Origin of the sequence: Pandoraea eparura, assembly GCF_902459725.1 — a bacterium.
In the GTDB taxonomy this organism is placed as follows: domain Bacteria; phylum Pseudomonadota; class Gammaproteobacteria; order Burkholderiales; family Burkholderiaceae; genus Pandoraea; species Pandoraea eparura.
Genome location: NZ_CABPSH010000002.1, coordinates 829,461 through 846,800, shown reverse-complemented (window position 1 = coordinate 846,800; position 17,340 = coordinate 829,461). Strand labels below are relative to the sequence as shown.

The window sequence follows — 17,340 nt, the reverse complement described above, 5'->3', positions numbered from 1 at the left end:
CACGCGTGCTTGCTGACGGCGCGTACGCGTAGTACGGCTGCGCAGATACGACGCGGTGAGCAGCGAGGCAGTCGCCAGCAGAAGGAAAGAACCGAGGACAGCCATGGTATTGCTCCTGTACGCGCCGACATCGTCCGCAGTGCGGTGCACCTTGCGAGTCACGAAGTCGGCTGACTTCATCATGTTGTCACTCTACTGCTGTCGCACTTTGCAATAAACCCCATCAGATCAAACAAGCTGTTGCGCGCCGCGGCATTTCCCTCTAAATCGTGGTGTGGCAGACGTCAGAAGGGCGTCATTTTTGCCATTTTATGGATTTAAGCTATTGATTCAAAACATTTTTTATGAGATTGGTGATCCGCGGCATTTTGTCGCTACCACGTTGCGAAAAAACCACGGGTTTTCCCTAGGATTTACTCGCGTCGATGTGGCGAACAACGCAACGCAGCAAAGGAGGGGCGGCCGCCGGTCAATCCCGGTTGCATGACTTGTCCTTCTGCCCAAGCCCATGGCACTTTGCGTCAGTGGCCGCGCGAAAGCAGCACCGGTGCCTGGGCGATCACGTAAAGCACAGCGCCGATCAGTCCGCCGACGAGGGTGCCGTTGATGCGGATGTATTGCAGGTCCTGCCCGACGCTCAGGCGAATTTGCTGCGACAGATGTTCGGCATTCCAGCCGTGCACCGTGGCGCGGATGTGCTCGGTCACGAAGTCGGCAAACCCCGGCGCCATGCGTTCGGCCGCATCCAGCAATTGCGCGTCGAGTGCCTTGCGCAATGAGTCGCTTCTCGCCAGCTCCTGCCCCATCCACGCCGCCGCGCCGGTGATCTTGGCCCCGATCAACGAGTCGTCGCGCGCGAGATCGCGCTTCACCCAGCTTCGCCACTCGTTCCACAGGCCGCCGACATACGCGTTCAACGCGGTGTCGCCCTTGAGCTGGGTTTTGAAGGTGTCGAGCTTCGCCTGAAAGTCGGGATCATGCTTGAGGCGCTCGATCAACCCCGCCACCGCGCGATCGAACGCCTGACGCAGTTGGTGCGATTCGTCGGCTTCCATTTGCGCGAGCAAGCGCGTAACGGCTGCCGAAATCATGTCTGAGCCCTTGTTGCCGATCCACTCCGACGGCAGCACCTTCTCTTTCTTCGGATGATCGCTCTTGAGCCAATCGACGATGCGCGCCGAGATGAATTCGCGCGTCTGAGGTTCATTCAGGAGTTCGACGAGATAGTCGAGCGTCTCGTCGAGCAGCGCTTGATGACGGCCGTCGCGCGTGAGCGTGTCGAGAATGGCGGCCGCCGATTGCGACAGGTCGAGCCGGTCGATCATCGTGTCGAGCGCGCGGCGGATGAAGGCCTGCACGTTGCGCTCGTCCATCACGTCGAGCACACCGCTGGCCACTTTCACCAGCACCGCGCTCAACTGACGTGTGTTCTCGTACGAACCGAGCCAGTGCGTGACGGCGTCCGCCGGGTTCTGTTGCCGGATGAGCCGAACGACCGAGGGGGTGTCGAGAAACTTCTCGCGCACGAAACGGGCGAGCCCGTCGCCGAGGGCGTCCTTCTTGCGAATCAGAATGTTCGTATGCCGCGCGAGCCCCGGAATCGGGATGCGCCGGAACAGGGCTTCGACCGCGAACCAGTCCGCCAGTCCCCCGACCATCGCGGCTTCGGCCGCCGCCCGGATCCAGCCCGTGACGAAGTGCTCCGGCATGAAGAGCGTGGCGACAAAGATGACCAGCGCGGCCAGAAGACACCACAGGGCGCGACGCTCGGCGCGTTGCAGGGCGATGGCGGGATCCATGCGCAGCCGGCTCCTGAAAATACAAAGACGCCCGACAGGTTACCCCGTCGGGCGTCCAATGGTAAGTCTCGGACCGATCGACGGATCGTCGCGCGATTACCCGCGTTGCTTCGCCTTCAGTTCGAGGCGGTACTTGTGCAGCAGCGGCTCGGTGTAGCCGCTGGGCTGCGTCAGTCCCTCGAACACCAGCGCGCTCGCGGCCTTGAACGCCAGCGAGTCGTCGAAGTTCGGCGCCATCGGACGATAGTGCGCGTCGCCCGCGTTCTGTTTGTCGACCACGGCGGCCATGCGCTTGAAGGTCTCTTCGACCTGCGCGCGCGTGATGACGCCATGACGCAGCCAGTTCGCCAGATGCTGGCTCGAAATACGCAGCGTGGCGCGGTCTTCCATCAGGCCGATGTCGTTGATGTCAGGCACCTTCGAGCAGCCCACGCCCTGATCGATCCAGCGAACGACGTAACCCAGAATACCCTGCGCGTTGTTCTCGATCTCCTTGCGGATCTCGTCGGCGGACCATTCGGCCTTGGCCACGACCGGCACCGTCAGCAGGCCCGTGAGCAGCGCGTCGCGCTCCTTCGCGTAGTCGATCTTTTCCAGTTCCTGCTGGACGGCCTGCACGTCGACCATGTGATAGTGCAGCGCGTGCAGCGTGGCGGCGGTCGGCGACGGCACCCAGGCGGTATTCGCGCCAGCCTTCGGATGCGCGATCTTCTGCTCGAGCATGGCTTGCATCAGGTCCGGCATGGCCCACATGCCCTTGCCGATCTGTGCACGGCCCCGCAGGCCGGCGGCCAGACCCACGAGCACGTTGCTCTTCTCGTAGGCCGTGATCCATGCCGACGATTTCATGTCGCCCTTGCGCATCATCGGACCGGCTTCCATCGCGGTGTGCATCTCGTCGCCCGTGCGATCGAGGAAGCCCGTGTTGATGAACGCGACGCGCGCCGCGGCGGCCGCGATACAGGCCGAGAGGTTCACGCTCGTGCGACGCTCTTCGTCCATGATGCCCATCTTGAGCGTGTTGCGCGGCAGGTCGTACAGCGCTTCGATGCGGCCGAACAGTTCGTCGGCGAAGGCCACTTCGGCCGGGCCGTGCATCTTCGGCTTGACGATGTAGATGGAGCCGGTGCGCGAGTTCAGTCGATGCTTGCGATCATGCAGCGAGGCGAGCACGGTGACCACGCCGTCGAGAATACCTTCCGGAATCTCGCGGCCTTCACGATCGGTGATCGCCGGGTTGGTCATCAGGTGACCGACGTTGCGGATGAACAGCAGCGAGCGGCCGTGCAGCGTCACCGGCTGGCCATTGGCGCCGGTGTATTCGCGGTCGGCGTTCAGGCGGCGCGTGAAGGTCTTGCCGCCCTTCTCCACGGCTTCCGTCAGCGTGCCTTGCATCAGACCGAGCCAGTTGCGATAGAGGTCGACCTTGTCGTCGGCGTCCACGGCAGCGACCGAGTCTTCGCAGTCGATGATGGTCGTTACAGCGGCTTCGACGAGCACGTCCTTGATATGCGCCGCGTCGGTCTTGCCGATCGGGTGGCTGGCGTCGAACTGGATCTCGAAGTGCAGACCGTGGTGCTTGAGCAGCACGGCCGTCGGCGCGGCCGCGTCGCCTTGGTGGCCGATGAACAGCGCCGGCGTCGCCAGGCCCGTCTCGCCGGTCTTGGTCGTGACGACGAGCTTGCCGCTCTCGACGCGGTAGCCGGTGGCGTCCTTGTGCGAGCCGTTGGCCAGCGGTGCGACCTGGTCGAGGAAGCCGCGTGCGAAGGCGATCACGCGTTCGCCACGCTTCGGGTTGTAGCCGGCGCCCTTTTCTGCGCCGTCCGTTTCAGGGATGGCGTCGGTGCCGTAGAGCGCATCGTACAGGCTGCCCCAGCGCGCGTTCGCGGCGTTCAGCGCGTAGCGGGCGTTGGAAAGCGGCACCACGAGCTGCGGACCGGCTTGTTCGGCGATCTCATGGTCGACGCCTGCGGTGGTGGCCTGCACGCTGGCCGGCACGGGCAACAGGTACCCGATCTTTTCGAGGAACGCGCGGTAGGCCGCGGCATCGGCAATGGGGCCCGGGTTGGCGCGGTGCCAGGCGTCGAGTTCGTTTTGCAGACGGTCGCGCTCGGCGAGCAGCGCGCGGTTCTTCGGGGCGAGGTCGTGGACGATGGCGTCGAAGCCGTTCCAGAACGCATCGACATCGACGCCGGTGCCCGGCAGGGCTTCCTTTTCGATGAACGCGATCAGGTTGTCTGCGACCGTCAGGCCGCCACGCTGGGAAGTGGAAGTCATGATGCTGTACTCGAGTTTGAAAACCAGGTTGACGCGATTTCGTCCGACGACCTTGCCGAAACACCCACGCGGTTGGCGTGAAGATGACGACCGGGTTGTTGACGATAAGGGGCAGTCTTATATAAGACCCTGAGTGTAATCCTTCTCCGGTCGCTCGGAAACCCGGGATTTCGCGTCGTGATACCACCGTAGCTTATAGGCGGCATAAGGATTTGCGTATGACATCGGTGCCACAGGGCTTTCCGTCCGATACCGAAAGCGGACGGTGCGGTTGCAGCATTCGATATGGCATTTCACTTCATGAGAAATGGGCGCGCCGGCGGACGCGGTGACCGCTACGCGGGTCGAGGAGCGTCGTGCCTGCGTCGAGGTGACGGGTACACTCACCGTTTGCGCCGAAAGTGCGCGACGTGCCCGCGCCGGGCCGTTCCCCCGAAAACATCTGCCCTGGAGGCATGAGTCGTGAAACAGATCTTGATGATGAGCAGTTCCCGCAAGGGCAGCCAGGGCTTTCTGGCGCATGCCGACGATCAGGTGCATGCGGTGCTCCGGGACCACGCGAAACGTGTGTTGTTCGTACCATACGCCGGGGGCATCACGTACAGCTTCGACGAGTATGAGGCGCGCGTGAAGCCGATGTTCGAGCGGCTGGGCTATGCCCTCGAGTCGATTCATCACCACAAGGATCCGCGCGCCGCCGTCGAGCAGGCGCAAGCCGTCGTGGTGGGCGGGGGCAATACGTTCGTGCTGCTCGATCGCCTGTACAACGCTGGCCTCGTGGGCCTGCTGCGCGAGCGTGTGAACGCGGGGATGCCCTACGTGGGGTGGAGCGCCGGGGCGAACGTGGTGTGCCCGACCATTCGCACGACCAACGACATGCCCATCGTCGAGCCGCCGACGCTCAAGGCGCTCAACCTGATTCCGTTCCAGGTGAATCCGCACTTCATCAGCGGCAAGCCGGCGGGGCACAACGGTGAATCGCGCGAGGAGCGCCTGGCCGAGTATCTGGCGATCCATCCGGACGAACGCGTCGTCGCCATTCGGGAGGGGACGGCGCTGTACGTGCAGGGCGATAACGCCACCGTGCTCGGTGAATTCGACGCGTTGCATTTCAAGCAGGGCGGTGTCGTCGACAAGCTCGCGACGGGCCGTACGTTTGCGCTGGCGTCGATCTGATTCGCGCGCGCATCGTGCCATCGCGCGGATGACGGCCGGCTACGGGCCGGATTGAATATCCGAAAATTCTTAAATCTGACTTTTCGCACCCAATTGCATTCTGCAGGTGTATTTCCGCTGGCAGAATGCGAAATCAAATTTGGTGCGCGCTTCCCCCTCGGAGCGTGATGAGCGTTGACGGAAAAATGGGCATGTCCCCTTCCGTCATCGGAACGTTTGGCGGAGGGGGAACATGGTACGGAAATACACGAGTCTCGCGCTTACCGGAGATCAAAAGAGCCGCATCAAGGCATTGTGCGAGCGAAACAACCATCGAGGGCTTGTTTCTATCGTTCTCGATTACGTTTGGATTCTTGCCGGCTGCCTGCTGTCATTAGAGGTGCAGCCGCTGCTGTATCCGTTGTCAGTTCTGATCATCGGGGCTAGACAGCGTGCATTAGCAAGTCTTTTCCATGATGGGTCGCACGGGACGCTGTTCAGATCCAAGGCTTTGAATCGGGTTGTGAGCCGAGTATTCTGCGGTTGGCCAATCATGCAATCCATGTTTGCCTATCGGCAATCCCACGTAATTTTGCATCACTCACACCTCGGCGATGCCAATCACGATCCCGATTATCGGGAGCTGCTGGGCGCAGGGATATATGAGACCCAACGAGGCCCAGACTTCTTCCGGCGATTCATACTGAGCGCGATATATGGCCGGTTCACACTCCGCTATATCAAGTCCCTGATTCTGAGTCGCCTGTCTTTTTCCGTGCGCCCAAACGAATCCCAAGCCGAATCCTTTTTGATTCTTGCCTTTCATGCGTCGATGGCTGTGATTGCCTATTCGCAGGGATGGCTGGCGAATCTTATGTTCTTTTGGTGGATTCCGCTGATTCTGGTTTTTCCAGTAATTGGTTGGTTCAGTGAATTGTCCGAGCATTACCCGTTCATGGACGCATCCAGTGAGTGGTGCTTCGGCGCCCGAAACCGTTATTCGTGCTGGGTTGAACGCCTCTTCATCGGGATGCACGGCGATTCATTCCATCTTACGCATCATCTGTTGCCGGGGATCCCGCATTGGAATCTCGCTGCCGCCACCCGGATTCTTCGAGCAGACAACGCGTTTTCCGAATGGGACGACAAGTGGGGAGGAATCTTCTCGTCGGATCAAAGCGGCCGCGTGACCTTTGTCGACTTCGTCAGAGCACCTCAAACGCCATGAGTGCGTCGCTTATTGCCTATCTATTAAGTCCACATCGGAAAATGGGCGTATTTAATCGCACAGCCTACGGGCCGGAGATTTGCGCGCTGGTCGCCGCTGTCCTGAACGGGACGATCGGCGTGTTGACGCGAACCGGATTCGATCAAGGGGCCACACCCGCGCTGATCGCGTTCTGGAAGTGCTTCGGCGCGTTCGTCGTGGTGTCGCTGCTTTGTGCCTGTCGTCGCGAACTCGGCACGCAAACCGTTCGGCTGGCCCATCGCTGGCCGCAGTTCGCATGTCTCGCGTTTCTCGGCATTTTCAGCCTTTACTATTTCGAGACGACGGCCTTCTCGCACGCGTCGATTCCGCTCGTCTCGTTCCTCACGTATGCGGCGGGCGGCGCCACCCTTGCCTTGTCCGGGCGGTTTCTCGGGGAGAAGACAACGCGCCGGAAGATGGCCGCCTTTCTGGCCATCGTCGTCGGTGTCGGCGTGATGGGCCTGTTCGAAAGCGGTATCGAAGGCAGTTCGGCGGGGATCGCGCTGGCGCTGGCCGGCGGATGCGGGTACGCGCTGTTCATCTTCCTCGCCAAGTGGTTCAGGATCGGCTCGGGACTGCCGCAGCTCGTCTGGCTATTCGGGTTTGGCAGCGCGTTTCTGTCGATGCCGCTGATGCGCGAGGGATTCGCCATGCCCAGCGGCTTGGCCTGGATGACGCTGTGCGCGCTCGTGTTACTTCCGACAATCGGGGGCTTCTACTTCACCACGCGGGCGGTGGCGGGCGGCCAGGCCAGCAAAGTGCAGATCATCGAAACCAGCGATCCCCTGTTCGCGACGCTGTTCGGATTCGCGCTCTTCGGTGACCGGCTGAGCGATGAAGGCATGCTCGGCGCGGGCTGCATCGCCATTGGACTCGTGATTGCGGTCTGGCATCGACCGGGACGGTGACGGAACGCCGGCACGCTCGACGTCCAGCGCCCGCGCAAACGAAACCGCCGCCCAGGCGTGAGCCTCGGGCGGCGGGTTGCCGGCAGGCATCGTGAGGGACAGCGGCGATGCCGCCCTCGTGCCGTCAGCGGCAGTGTCGGGATCGATGCGGGATCAGGCTTCGTCGTCGAGCCACGGCACTTCGACGTCGGTGAGGAACGCAACCATCGCGAGCGGACGCGCTTCATGGCGCCCCATCTTGCCATCGGCACGGTGCCACACCACCTGGAAGGTTTCCGGATACTTGTCGGCGATCAACTGCACGGTGCGCAACTCTTCTTCGTCGGCCTCTTCGATGGGGCCGTCGAACGACAGCATGAGCGCCTGCGGCCACACGCCGTCTTCCGGGTCGTAGACCTTGTCGCCGTTGGGCACGTCGACCACCGCTTCGACGCCGATCGTCGCCGACGCTGCCACGATCATCTCGCCAAGGGCGCGCAGCAGCGCGGTCGCACGGGCGGAGTTGATCTGGCGCATGGCGAGATCGCCGCGCGTCAGCGCTTGTTCCAGCTTGGGATCGGTTTTTTGTTTGGACATGCGGTTCCTCGGTAAAACGTTAGCCACCCCGCGGCGGTCGGGCCATGTCGCTGCGACACCTGTGCGCTGCGTGGGGTTCCGATGCTACCACCGTCGCGCACGCCGGGGCGCATTACAATGCGGGTTTTCGTTATTTACGCTTGCCCGGCTCCGTCGTTTTCGTCGACCCGCGCAATCTGGAGCCCGTTGTCATGGATTCGCCCAAGCCCGCCCCGTCAGATCCCGTTTCCCAAGCCGCCGCGTCCGGTGCCAGCGACGTCTATCTCCGTCTGCTCGGGGAAACCGCCAAGATCGACTGGAAGGACCTGGAATCGTTCTTCGCGCGCGGGGTGCTGCTGTACGTGGCGCCCGGCGTCGATCTCGTGTCGGTCGCCGAGGCAGTTGCGAACGACGACAAGACCACCGTGTCGCAATGGCTCGCGTCGGGCATGGTGCAGCGCATGCAAGCCGAGCAAGCCACCGATTTCACCGCGCGCACGCCGGAGCTTTGGGCGGTGGTTGTCGCGCCGTGGGTGCTCGTACAGGAACGCGGCATCGTTGCGTGATGGCGCGATGGCAAAATTGTATGAGGTGCGCGCTGACGCGCCACTCGCCGCCGCTTTGATTTTGTTACCGCGTCACTCCGTAATCCCCGCCTCGATGAGGCGTCGCGTGCAGTCTTCCAGCAGATCCTGCGCCACTGCCGACGCAAACGCATAGTCCGCGTCGAGCGATTCCGTCATTTCATGCGCGGTATACAGGCCGGCCTCACGCGAGAGCGTGCCGGCCAACTCGCGGGCGAAATCGTCGCTCAACGTCGAGAGCAAACGCCGCTCTTCAAGCGGGAGCTGAAGCTTCGAGCGCGATAACCACATCTGCGCGAGCGTCGCGCCCTGTTTGTCCGTCATCCATTGCCCATGCTCGTAAAAGGCCGACAGACGCTCGGCCGTCAGCGCGAACAACAGCGCGCGGCGGGTGTTGAAATTCAGACGAATCGGAGTGGCTTCCGGCATGACGGCAACCGCAATTAGCGGACAAAATCGGGATCAGGGGGCAAAGGTATCACGCGAAGAGTCGCTGCAGCGCATTGCGCGCGTGTCGGATCAGGTCGGATTCGTCGGCGCGTCCGGGCAGCAAGTGGAATTCCGCTCGCGGCAGCGGGGGCAGACCGAGCGACGATGGGCACACGACAAGATCGGGCGTGAGCGCCGATTCGTTCAGGCACGAGATCCCCAGCCCCGCGCCGAGCGCCAACTGCATGCCGGCGACGCCCGCCGCCGAATGGGAGATGCGATAAGGCACGTTGTGCCGCTCCAGTACCGCGAGCACGAGGCTTTGCAGCGTGCACGACGGCGGCATTGTCACCAGCGGCAGCGGCGCATCGAGCGGCTCGGCCAGCGTCGACGACATCGCCCACACGAGACGCTCGCGGCGCACCAGCGTGCCCGGCGTTCGGTAACCCAGCGTCTTCGCGCCGCGGCCGACGTCCTCGTTCATCAGACGCAACACCAACCCTACGTCGAAGTGTTCACCGCTCAGGGCGGTGCGCTCGATTTGCGCGCTTTGCATGGCGCTCACGTGCAGTCGCAGGCGCGGGTAGAGGCTCGTGAATCGCTTGAGCACACGGCCGACGTCATGCGGACGGTAATAGTCGGTGATGGCGATGCGCAACTCGCCATCGAGCAGTACGCCCTGCAGATCCTCGAACGCCGCCTCGGACAGTGCCGAGATCTGCCGCGCATAGGTGAGCAACCGTGTGCCCGCCGGGGTCGGACGCATGCCTTTGCGCGATCGCACCAGCAACGGCTGGCCGGCGCGCGCTTCGAGCTTCTGGAGTTGCTCGCTAACGGTCGATTGCGACAGGAAGATTTGTTCCGCCGCGGCCGAAATGCTGCCGGCGTCGTGAATGGCGATAAAGGTACGCAACTGCGTGAGGTCGAAGGCGCGGGCGTTCATGGCGGCTCTCGGGATGGCATCGCGTTGGCGCTCGGGTGGCGCGCGGTGCCGTTTGATGTTAATCCGGAAAACACGATATATGACATCGAATTTTCCCGCTTTTCCGATGTAATGTCTATCCGTACGATGCGGTCATGGTGGCCCGAACCGCGCGTTGGTACGAGACGGGCGACGCCAGCCCTTTTCACGCTTCTCCGCCTTCGAGGTTGCGCACTGTCACCCATGAACGAACGTCTGTGTACCGCTCCCGCCACTGCCCGCCAGTTGGCCCCTGTACCCAACGCGACGATGCTCTCCCGTCGCCTCAGCCACAATCACCGCTGGAAGGTGCTGGGCGTTGGCGTGGCGGCCAATGCCAGCTTTGCCGCCGCGATGGGCGGCATTCCCGCCACCGCCGTGCAGATGCGTAGCGCCTACGCGTTGGCCAACGGCGATCTCGGCATCGTGCTTGGCATGATCGGGCTGGGCATCGCCGTCTCCGAACTGCCGTGGGGCATGCTCACCGACCGCTGGGGCGACAGGCGCGTGCTGCTCGTCGGCTTGATGGTGACGGCGTTCGCACTCGTCGGCCTGGCGCTGTGGGGGGTGCCGACGGCACACGCGGTGCCGTCGATGCCGATGCTTGCCGCGGGGATGCTGGCGATCGGCATCCTCGGCGGCAGTGTCAACGGATCGAGCGGGCGCGCCATCATGCGCTGGTTCCACGATCGCGAGCGAGGGCTGGCAATGAGTGTGCGGCAATGCGCCGTGCCGCTCGGCGGCGGGGTCGGCGCGCTGGTGTTGCCAGGCGCGGCGCAGCACTTCGGCTTCGAAGCCGTCTTCGGCGGGCTGGCCGTGGCGTCTCTCGCGGCTGCCATCGTGGCGTGGTGGTGGCTGCTCGAGCCGCCGGAGGAACCGCAGGAAAGCGCGAGCAACGCGGCGCGCGGGGAAGCCGTCACCGACGCACATCCGGCCCCAAGCTATTCGCCGTTGCGCGACGCACGCTTGCTGAGTACGGCGCTGGGGATGGCGGTGCTTGCTATGCCGCAGATCGCGGTGCTCACGTTCGGCACGGTGTTTCTGCACGACGTTGCGCATGCGAGCGTGGCGACCATCTCGCTGACACTCGGTGCGGTGCAGGCCGGGGCCGCGATCACGCGGGTGTGGAGCGGACGCTTCACGGACAAGCGCCGCAACCGTCCGCAATATCTGCGCGTCTGCGCGATGGCGGTGGGGGCGGTCTTTGCCTTGCTGGCATTGCTCGTGACGGCGCTGGCGCATCGCCCGGAATGGTTGGCACAGGGTACGCCGTGGATGATCGCGCTGCTGATTGCGGGGGGCGTGGTCGCGTCGGCATGGCACGGCGTGGCGTTCACCGAATTGGCCACGCTGGCGGGCGCGTCGCGTGCGGGAACGGCGCTCGGTATCGGCAACACCGGTGTGTTTCTGACGATGTTCCTCACGCCGCTCGCGATTCCGCTGCTGCTGTCGATTGGCGGCTGGGGACTGGTGTGGGCCGGGGGGCTGGTGTGTGCCGCGCTGGCATGGCCGCTCTTTGTCTGGTCGCATCGCGGCCTGGCGCGGGCTTGATCGTCGGCGCAGCCCTGGGCGCCAGACCCCAGGCGCGTTGCGTCGGTAAATGGCGGATGGAAATGCAACGCGCTCGACGCTTGCCACGCGCTTGCCCCGCTACGGCAGGCGCACGTTCGCTACGAGAAAGTCGAGGAACGCCCGCACGCGAGCGGGCAAGTGACCGCCTTGCCCGACATATACGGCATGCACAGGCTCAAGATCGCCCGGGTTGTAGTCGTCGAGCACGGTGACGAGCCGGCCGGCGCGCAGATCGTCGTCGACGTGGTAGCGCGAATGGCGGGCCAGCCCGAGCCCCTGCACTGCGAGCTTGCGCATGATCTCGCCATCGCTCACGACCATGTTGCCGATCTGCGGATAGTGCGTGATGCCCCCGGCGCCATCGAGAAATGGCCAGCCCTGCACCTGACGGTCGAAATTGAACGCCATGACGTTGTGGTGGATCAGGTCGGCTGGCGTGCGAAGCGGTCCGTTGCGAGCGAGATAATCGGGCGATGCCACCACGTGCAGGCGACTTTCGCCGAGCTTGCGGGCCACCAGTCGGGAATCGCGTAGCGGGCCGGCCCGAACCGCGACGTCCGCGCGTTGCTCCAGCAGGTCGACGACTGTGTCGGTGAGCGTCAGGTCGAGACGGATCTCGGGGTACTGCGCGAGAAACGCCGGGATGACCGGCAGCAGGTAGTGCGAGCCGATCGGCACGCTGGCATTCACCCGCAACAGGCCGCGCGGCACCGCGCCCGCCGCCGCTTCGCGCTCGGCGGCTTCGATGGCGGCCAGCACCCGTACCGCTCGCTCGTGAAATGCCGTGCCCTCGGGGGTGAGTTGCAGGCGGCGCGTCGAGCGGTTGAACAAGCGCGCGCCCAGACGCGCCTCGAGCCGCGCGATCAGCTTGCTCACGGCAGACGGTGTCATATGCAGCGCGCGCGCCGCCGACGAGAAGCCGCCATGCTCGACAACGCGCGCGAAAACTTCCATATCGCCTGAGCGATTGACGTCCTGTCGACCCATCGGTGGTGTCCTTGAGCGTATCGGTGACGGGCGTCGCAGAGCATTGTGACGCCACGTCACAAATCATTTTCCTTCGCGCAGTCTATTTCACCAATGCGTGGGCGTCTATATTCCGCACATCGGTTCACCGTCATCCCGTGGGGGTGCGGGACCTTCCCATTTTCCGAGACAGGAGTTTTTCGTGCCCATCGCCCTCTACGCCCTGACCGCCGGTGCCTTCGGCATCGGCGTGACGGAATTCGTCATCATGGGTCTGCTGCTCAATGTCGGCGCCGATTTCGGCGTGTCGATCGCGGCTGCCGGCCTGCTGATCTCCGGCTATGCGCTGGGGGTCGTCGTCGGCGCCCCCCTCATGACCACTGCCACCGCCCGCTGGCCGCGCAAGACCGTCCTGCTGGTGCTCATGGCCATCTTCACCATCGGTAACGCCGCCTGTGCGCTCGCGCCGAGCTACGCGGCCCTGATGGCCGCCCGCGTGCTGACGTCGTTCGCGCACGGCACGTTCTTCGGCGTCGGTTCGGTGGTCGCCACCGGGCTCGTACCGCGCGAGCGCCGTGCGTCCGCCATTGCCGTGATGTTCACGGGGCTGACCGTTGCCAATATTCTCGGTGTGCCGTTCGGTACATGGCTGGGTCAGCACTTTGGCTGGCGCGCCAGCTTCTGGGCCGTGACGGCCATCGGTGCACTCGCCTTTGTCGTGATCGCCGGGTTCGTGCCGAAGATCGCAGCACCGAAGGACGCGGGCGACTGGCGAGCGGATCTGCGCGCGTTGGCTCGTCGTCCTGTGCTGCTCGGCTTGCTCACGACGGTGCTTGGTTGGGTGGGCGTGTTCGGCGTGTTCACGTACATTGCCCCGCTGCTGACTGAAGTCACTGGTTTTGCCGAAGGCGCGGTCTCGCCGATCCTGCTGATCTTCGGCGGTGGCCTGGTGGTCGGCAACCTGCTGGGCGGCAAATTTGCGGATCGTCGCGTGGTGCCGACGGTGCTGGGCAGCCTGCTGGCGCTGGCCGTCGTGCTGGGCCTGATGACATTCGCGCTTCACTCGCACTGGCTGGCGATCGTGTTTGTGGCCCTGCTCGGCGCGGCAGCGTTCGCAACGGTGGCGCCGCTGCAACTGTGGGTGATGGAAAAGGCCTCGGGGGCGGGGGAAAGCCTGGCGTCGAGTTTCAACATTGCCGCCTTCAACCTCGGCAACGCCATCGGCGCGTGGCTCGGCGGCTTCGTCATCGAGCACGGCCCGGGGCTGACGGCGGTGCCGTGGGTCGCCGCCCTCGCGCCGCTGGCCGGGGTGGGTGTGGCGTTGCTGAGCCTGCGCCTGGATCGTCGTGACGCGAAGTCCCTCGTCACCCCGACCTGCGAGACACCCGCCTTGTGAGTTGCGCGATGGCGTGACGCGAGCGCATCAGGCCATCACCCCCAGAATCACACTGACGGCCGCGAAGGCGGCCGTCGCACCAACGCCGACGGTCAACCCGCGAGCCGTCAACGTATCGTGCGGCATGACCGCGGCGAGCCGGGTGCCGCCCGGCAACGCCAGAATGACTTCGGCTTGTCCCGCCTCGTCGGCGATGGCCTCGACCGTGCCGGATAGTCGGTTCGCCGTGGCGAGCCCGGCAAGATCGGCGCCGCGCGCGATGTCGATCCAAGGCGCCTTGATGAGGGCGAACGCATCGCTGCCGGTCGCCAGCCCCAGCGTCTGCGTGCTGTGATGCGTGAGCGACGCCGTGATCGCTTCACCGCCGGGCAACGTGAGTGTCACTTCGTCATTCACGCCACAGCGTCGAATGCCGGTGACCGTGCCGTGCAACTGATTGCGTGCACTGGTCTGCAGGCCGAGCCGCGCGATGACGGGCCACTGCTCGTCGAAATGTTCCAGATCGTTGGCCACACGCGCAAGGAATTGCCGCTGCGCTACCTCCACCGCCCGAAATGCCGCCACGAGCTTTGCACCACGAGCCGTGAGCCGCGTGCCACCACCGCCTCGGCCGCCTGTACTGCGCGCCACCAGCGGCTCGCCGGCGAGTTGGTTCATCGCGTCCACGGCGTCCCATGCGGCTTTGTAGCTCATGCCCGCGGCTTTCGCGGCCGCCGTGATCGACCCGTGCGAGGCAATCTGTTCGAGCAGCGCAATCCTGGCATGGCCGCCAAGCGACGCATTGCCACGATGTACCCAAAGCGATCCGCTCACTTGCAGCGCATTGTCCAGCCCGTTGGGCGATACACCATCCGGTATTGAAGAAATTTCGGAAACCATAAGAATCGATTCGGTCGAACTGGGCAGATAACCGCATTGTAGAGGGCCGCCGAGCCGGCGAGCCGGCGAAAACCGGCCCAGGGCGCTGAGCTGTTGCGGCGCACCAACGAAGCGGGCGCTGGTTTTTTCTTTGGGGGACGAATGGGGGACGTTGCTCCACTACATTGAATTTCGCCGCATGCCCCCCCAATGCCGGCAGGTTCCCCATCAGACTGACGTCGAGGTCCGATGCGGGTACGCCGGGAATGCGACGTTTGTCGAAGTGCCCACTCACCTGACACAACAGAAACGGGGTGAAATGATGCGCGTCAGGAATATCAAAGAAACGGTTGACGGGGCTCGATACTATCGTCTGATTCGCATGCTGCCCAACGGCAAGCGGCATCAGGTGCAAATCTCTTTCTCCGCAGGTGAAATGCGTTTCCGACATTTCGTCGCGCAGCGATTGTGGTTGCTGCGCGCCGAAATGCGTGACAGCACGCGGGCGGCCGCCATGCCAGCACCCCGCAACAACATGCCGCAATTGGTCTTCTGACCTGGTTGCGGCGTTGCCGGACGACGCGCCAGACCGATGGCTTTCACCGGTCGGGCGCTTTCGGCATGCGCCAAGGGGGCAACGCGCTCAGCTCGCCTTGCGAGGCGGCAGCGGCGCCACTGTCGCAGGCACCGGGCTCACGGCCGTCAGTCCCCTGATCGGGTGGGCAATCGCAAATTGCACCAACTCGTCGAACGCGATCGGACGCGCGAACAGGTACCCCTGTGCGTAGGTGACGTGGCGCGCGCGCAGATAATTCGCCTGCATCTCGTTCTCGACACCTTCCGCCACGACCGTCATGTCCAGCCGCTCGGCCAGATGGATGATGGAATCGCAGATGTTGCGCGTGACCGTATCGGCTTCGGTGACGGGCAGGAATTCCTTGTCGATCTTCAGATAGTTGAAGTCGTAGCGCTTCAGGTAGCCGATGGAGTTGTTCTCGGCGCCGAAGTCGTCCAGCGCCGTTTCAATGCCGTGCCGCTGAAGCTCGGCCATCACGTTGCGCGCGGCTGCCGTGTCGCGAATCACATAGCGCTCGGTGATCTCTGCAATCATCGGATACGTATGGTTGAGCGAGCCGTAAATGCGCTCGATGTCGTGCACGATGGTCGTGTCGCGCAAATGCCGTTCCGCGAGGTTGATGGCGATGTGAAAGCCCTGCGGCAGCGCGCCCCTGGCGACGTCGTTGCGAATCTGCTTGAGCAGCGAGCGGGTGAGATCGATGATCAGGCCGTTGCTTTCGGCGATGGGGATGAAGGCGTCGGGGCGCACCAGGCCCGCATCGGGGTGATGCCAGCGCATCAGCGCCTCGGCACCCGCGCAGCGGCCCGTGGCCAATTCCATCACGGGTTGGTAGTAGACCTTGAATTCATTGCGTTTGATGCCCACGGCGATTTTGCGCCGCATGAACTGCGCCGGACCGAGATGGCGGAACGTCAGAATGCCGAGCAAAAGCGCGATGGTTCCGCCGAACGCCAGAAAGACGGGTGCCTGGCCGGCGATCAGCGATCGCGTCAGCGCCGGACTGCCCGCGAGCGAGGTCGAGAAATGGTCCGAGTCGAGCGTGACTTGCGCCCCGCGGGTCGCGATGCCCACGGATTCGAGCTTCGGTCCCTCGGAGGTCAGCGAAACCCTGCCGATGGTCATGGCCGTCCACGCAAGCTCGGCCGTCTTCACGCTGTGAAGCGACTCGGTGAGGTACACGCCATCGACGAAACCCAGGACACCATCGGTGGCCGAGGTCGGCACGAACAGCGCCAGCGCGGGCGCGTTGCGCACATAGGGGGTGCCCGCGACGAACATTTCGCGCGTGCCGGTCAGCAGCGGCACGAGTTCGGTCGGCAAGGGCATATCGATGGCATCGTTCGAGCGGATCACGGACGAGCAATACATCTTGCCGTGGGAGACCAGCCAGATGGAGCGGAAATAGGGGCTCAGCGAGCCGGTGGCCTGGAGTGAGCTGTTGACCTCGCTGCAATCGCGGCCGACCCAGGGGGTGGCACCCTTGAGGGTGTCCTCGGCCGTGGTGACGATGCGCTCGAGCGCTGCGCGCTGACGCTGCGCTTCTTGCTGGAGGAACGCCTGCGACAGGTGATGAACGCGCAGCCAGCCCAGGAACAGGACGACGAGGAGCGTGACCGTCACGACAAGCCCGGTCACCAGCCACTGCACGACTCTGGAGTGTTGAATCATGTTCTGCTGCCAACCAAGGAAAGAGAGGGCCCTTGCGTGTGCTTCGTGTTGCACGGCACAACTCGTCAATCGACTCTACACGAATCCCTGACGGCCTCCAACGCCCGATAAACCCGCACGTGCCGTTGGCGAAGTCCGGTCCATCGGGGCCGCGACGGCATGTCCGATAGGCGGCTCAGGGCTGCCCGGCAAGCGTCTTTTGTCGATTGTTATGAGGCATACCGCAGCGGGCCGGATGGCGGAATCGCGACAAAAGTTGGCGTAACCGCGATTTACGCATGCTCTACACTTCACACATTAGATTTCCGGCAAAAAATAGGCCAAGTCCCAAACTATTGGTCTGTTTGCACGAAAACTGCCGGAAGTGCGTCGATTTCCTGAAG

At 63.8% G+C, this 17,340-nt stretch carries 15 protein-coding genes; 7 read left to right on the top strand and 8 right to left on the bottom strand.

What is annotated here, in order from left to right; genetic code table 11:
* Positions 1–521: 521 nt before the first annotated feature.
* Together PEP31012_RS08010 and PEP31012_RS08005 are read right to left on the bottom strand one after the other, a co-directional pair.
* A complete protein-coding gene (locus PEP31012_RS08010; RefSeq protein WP_150588767.1) occupies positions 522–1,799 on the bottom strand; it encodes a DUF445 domain-containing protein in 1,278 nt (425 codons plus the stop codon).
* 96 nt (positions 1,800–1,895) lie between these two features.
* Positions 1,896–4,076, bottom strand: a complete 2,181-nt coding sequence (locus PEP31012_RS08005) for a malate synthase G (RefSeq protein WP_150588766.1) — start codon at positions 4,074–4,076, stop codon at positions 1,896–1,898.
* A 462-nt stretch (positions 4,077–4,538) separates the two neighbouring features.
* Between PEP31012_RS08005 and pepE the strand changes: the two genes are divergently transcribed.
* The 3 genes from pepE (at position 4,539) to PEP31012_RS07990 (ending at position 7,388) form a co-directional block, all read left to right on the top strand.
* Positions 4,539–5,252 carry a dipeptidase PepE gene (gene pepE / locus PEP31012_RS08000; RefSeq protein WP_150588765.1) on the top strand — a complete coding sequence of 238 codons (714 nt, stop codon included), beginning with the start codon at positions 4,539–4,541 and terminating at the stop codon, positions 5,250–5,252.
* A gap of 232 nt (positions 5,253–5,484) precedes the next feature.
* Positions 5,485–6,459 carry a fatty acid desaturase family protein gene (locus PEP31012_RS07995; RefSeq protein WP_150588764.1) on the top strand — a complete coding sequence of 325 codons (975 nt, stop codon included), beginning with the start codon at positions 5,485–5,487 and terminating at the stop codon, positions 6,457–6,459.
* Between the two features lie 41 nt (positions 6,460–6,500).
* Positions 6,501–7,388 (top strand): DMT family transporter, encoded by an 888-nt coding sequence (locus PEP31012_RS07990; protein ID WP_150588763.1) that lies wholly within the window; start codon positions 6,501–6,503, stop codon positions 7,386–7,388.
* 153 nt (positions 7,389–7,541) lie between these two features.
* Here PEP31012_RS07990 and PEP31012_RS07985 read toward each other — a convergent pair whose 3' ends face one another.
* Positions 7,542–7,964 (bottom strand): hypothetical protein, encoded by a 423-nt coding sequence (locus tag PEP31012_RS07985; protein ID WP_150588762.1) that lies wholly within the window; start codon positions 7,962–7,964, stop codon positions 7,542–7,544.
* Between the two features lie 191 nt (positions 7,965–8,155).
* On the opposite strand from PEP31012_RS07985, the gene PEP31012_RS07980 reads away from it, so the two are divergent.
* The gene (locus PEP31012_RS07980; protein WP_150588761.1) at positions 8,156–8,509 is read left to right on the top strand and encodes a DUF2288 domain-containing protein; all 354 of its coding nucleotides are present in this window, start codon (positions 8,156–8,158) and stop codon (positions 8,507–8,509) included.
* Between the two features lie 72 nt (positions 8,510–8,581).
* On the opposite strand, the gene PEP31012_RS07975 is transcribed toward PEP31012_RS07980, so the two are convergent.
* Entirely contained in the window at positions 8,582–8,956 is a 375-nt protein-coding gene (locus PEP31012_RS07975) for a hypothetical protein (protein ID WP_150588760.1), read from the bottom strand.
* Between the two features lie 49 nt (positions 8,957–9,005).
* Positions 9,006–9,899, bottom strand: a complete 894-nt coding sequence (locus PEP31012_RS07970) for a LysR family transcriptional regulator (protein ID WP_150588759.1) — start codon at positions 9,897–9,899, stop codon at positions 9,006–9,008.
* 288 nt (positions 9,900–10,187) lie between these two features.
* Between PEP31012_RS07970 and PEP31012_RS07965 the strand changes: the two genes are divergently transcribed.
* Positions 10,188–11,468, top strand: coding sequence for an MFS transporter (locus tag PEP31012_RS07965; RefSeq protein WP_150588852.1), 1,281 nt, complete (start codon positions 10,188–10,190; stop codon positions 11,466–11,468).
* Positions 11,469–11,567: 99 nt separating this feature from the next.
* Here the strand turns inward: PEP31012_RS07965 and PEP31012_RS07960 are convergent, their stop codons facing one another.
* On the bottom strand, positions 11,568–12,476 hold the full coding sequence (locus PEP31012_RS07960) for a LysR family transcriptional regulator (RefSeq protein WP_150588758.1): 909 nt from the start codon (positions 12,474–12,476) through the stop codon (positions 11,568–11,570).
* A gap of 181 nt (positions 12,477–12,657) precedes the next feature.
* On the opposite strand from PEP31012_RS07960, the gene PEP31012_RS07955 reads away from it, so the two are divergent.
* Positions 12,658–13,851, top strand: a complete 1,194-nt coding sequence (locus PEP31012_RS07955) for an MFS transporter (protein ID WP_150588757.1) — start codon at positions 12,658–12,660, stop codon at positions 13,849–13,851.
* A gap of 27 nt (positions 13,852–13,878) precedes the next feature.
* On the opposite strand, the gene PEP31012_RS07950 is transcribed toward PEP31012_RS07955, so the two are convergent.
* Positions 13,879–14,730 (bottom strand): TOBE domain-containing protein, encoded by an 852-nt coding sequence (locus tag PEP31012_RS07950; protein ID WP_150588756.1) that lies wholly within the window; start codon positions 14,728–14,730, stop codon positions 13,879–13,881.
* A 151-nt stretch (positions 14,731–14,881) separates the two neighbouring features.
* On the opposite strand from PEP31012_RS07950, the gene PEP31012_RS07945 reads away from it, so the two are divergent.
* Entirely contained in the window at positions 14,882–15,265 is a 384-nt protein-coding gene (locus PEP31012_RS07945; protein ID WP_150588755.1) for a hypothetical protein, read from the top strand.
* 87 nt (positions 15,266–15,352) lie between these two features.
* Here the strand turns inward: PEP31012_RS07945 and PEP31012_RS07940 are convergent, their stop codons facing one another.
* A complete protein-coding gene (locus PEP31012_RS07940) occupies positions 15,353–16,957 on the bottom strand; it encodes an EAL domain-containing protein (protein ID WP_150588754.1) in 1,605 nt (534 codons plus the stop codon).
* Positions 16,958–17,340 lie beyond the last annotated feature (383 nt).

Bases quoted from the DNA above. Each gene is read 5' to 3' on its own strand.
- PEP31012_RS07980 (WP_150588761.1), top strand. From the start codon at position 8,156: ATGGATTCGCCCAAGCCCGCCCCGTCAGATCCCGTTTCCCAAGCCGCC.
- PEP31012_RS07990 (WP_150588763.1), top strand. From the start codon at position 6,501: ATGGGCGTATTTAATCGCACAGCCTACGGGCCGGAGATTTGCGCGCTG.
- PEP31012_RS07965 (WP_150588852.1), top strand. From the start codon at position 10,188: ATGCTCTCCCGTCGCCTCAGCCACAATCACCGCTGGAAGGTGCTGGGC.
- PEP31012_RS07970 (WP_150588759.1), bottom strand. From the start codon at position 9,899: ATGAACGCCCGCGCCTTCGACCTCACGCAGTTGCGTACCTTTATCGCC.
- PEP31012_RS07950 (WP_150588756.1), bottom strand. From the start codon at position 14,730: ATGGTTTCCGAAATTTCTTCAATACCGGATGGTGTATCGCCCAACGGG.
- PEP31012_RS07975 (WP_150588760.1), bottom strand. From the start codon at position 8,956: ATGCCGGAAGCCACTCCGATTCGTCTGAATTTCAACACCCGCCGCGCG.
- PEP31012_RS07940 (WP_150588754.1), bottom strand. From the start codon at position 16,957: ATGATTCAACACTCCAGAGTCGTGCAGTGGCTGGTGACCGGGCTTGTC.
- PEP31012_RS07995 (WP_150588764.1), top strand. From the start codon at position 5,485: ATGGTACGGAAATACACGAGTCTCGCGCTTACCGGAGATCAAAAGAGC.
- PEP31012_RS07960 (WP_150588758.1), bottom strand. From the start codon at position 12,476: ATGGGTCGACAGGACGTCAATCGCTCAGGCGATATGGAAGTTTTCGCG.
- PEP31012_RS08005 (WP_150588766.1), bottom strand. From the start codon at position 4,076: ATGACTTCCACTTCCCAGCGTGGCGGCCTGACGGTCGCAGACAACCTG.
- PEP31012_RS08010 (WP_150588767.1), bottom strand. From the start codon at position 1,799: ATGGATCCCGCCATCGCCCTGCAACGCGCCGAGCGTCGCGCCCTGTGG.
- PEP31012_RS07985 (WP_150588762.1), bottom strand. From the start codon at position 7,964: ATGTCCAAACAAAAAACCGATCCCAAGCTGGAACAAGCGCTGACGCGC.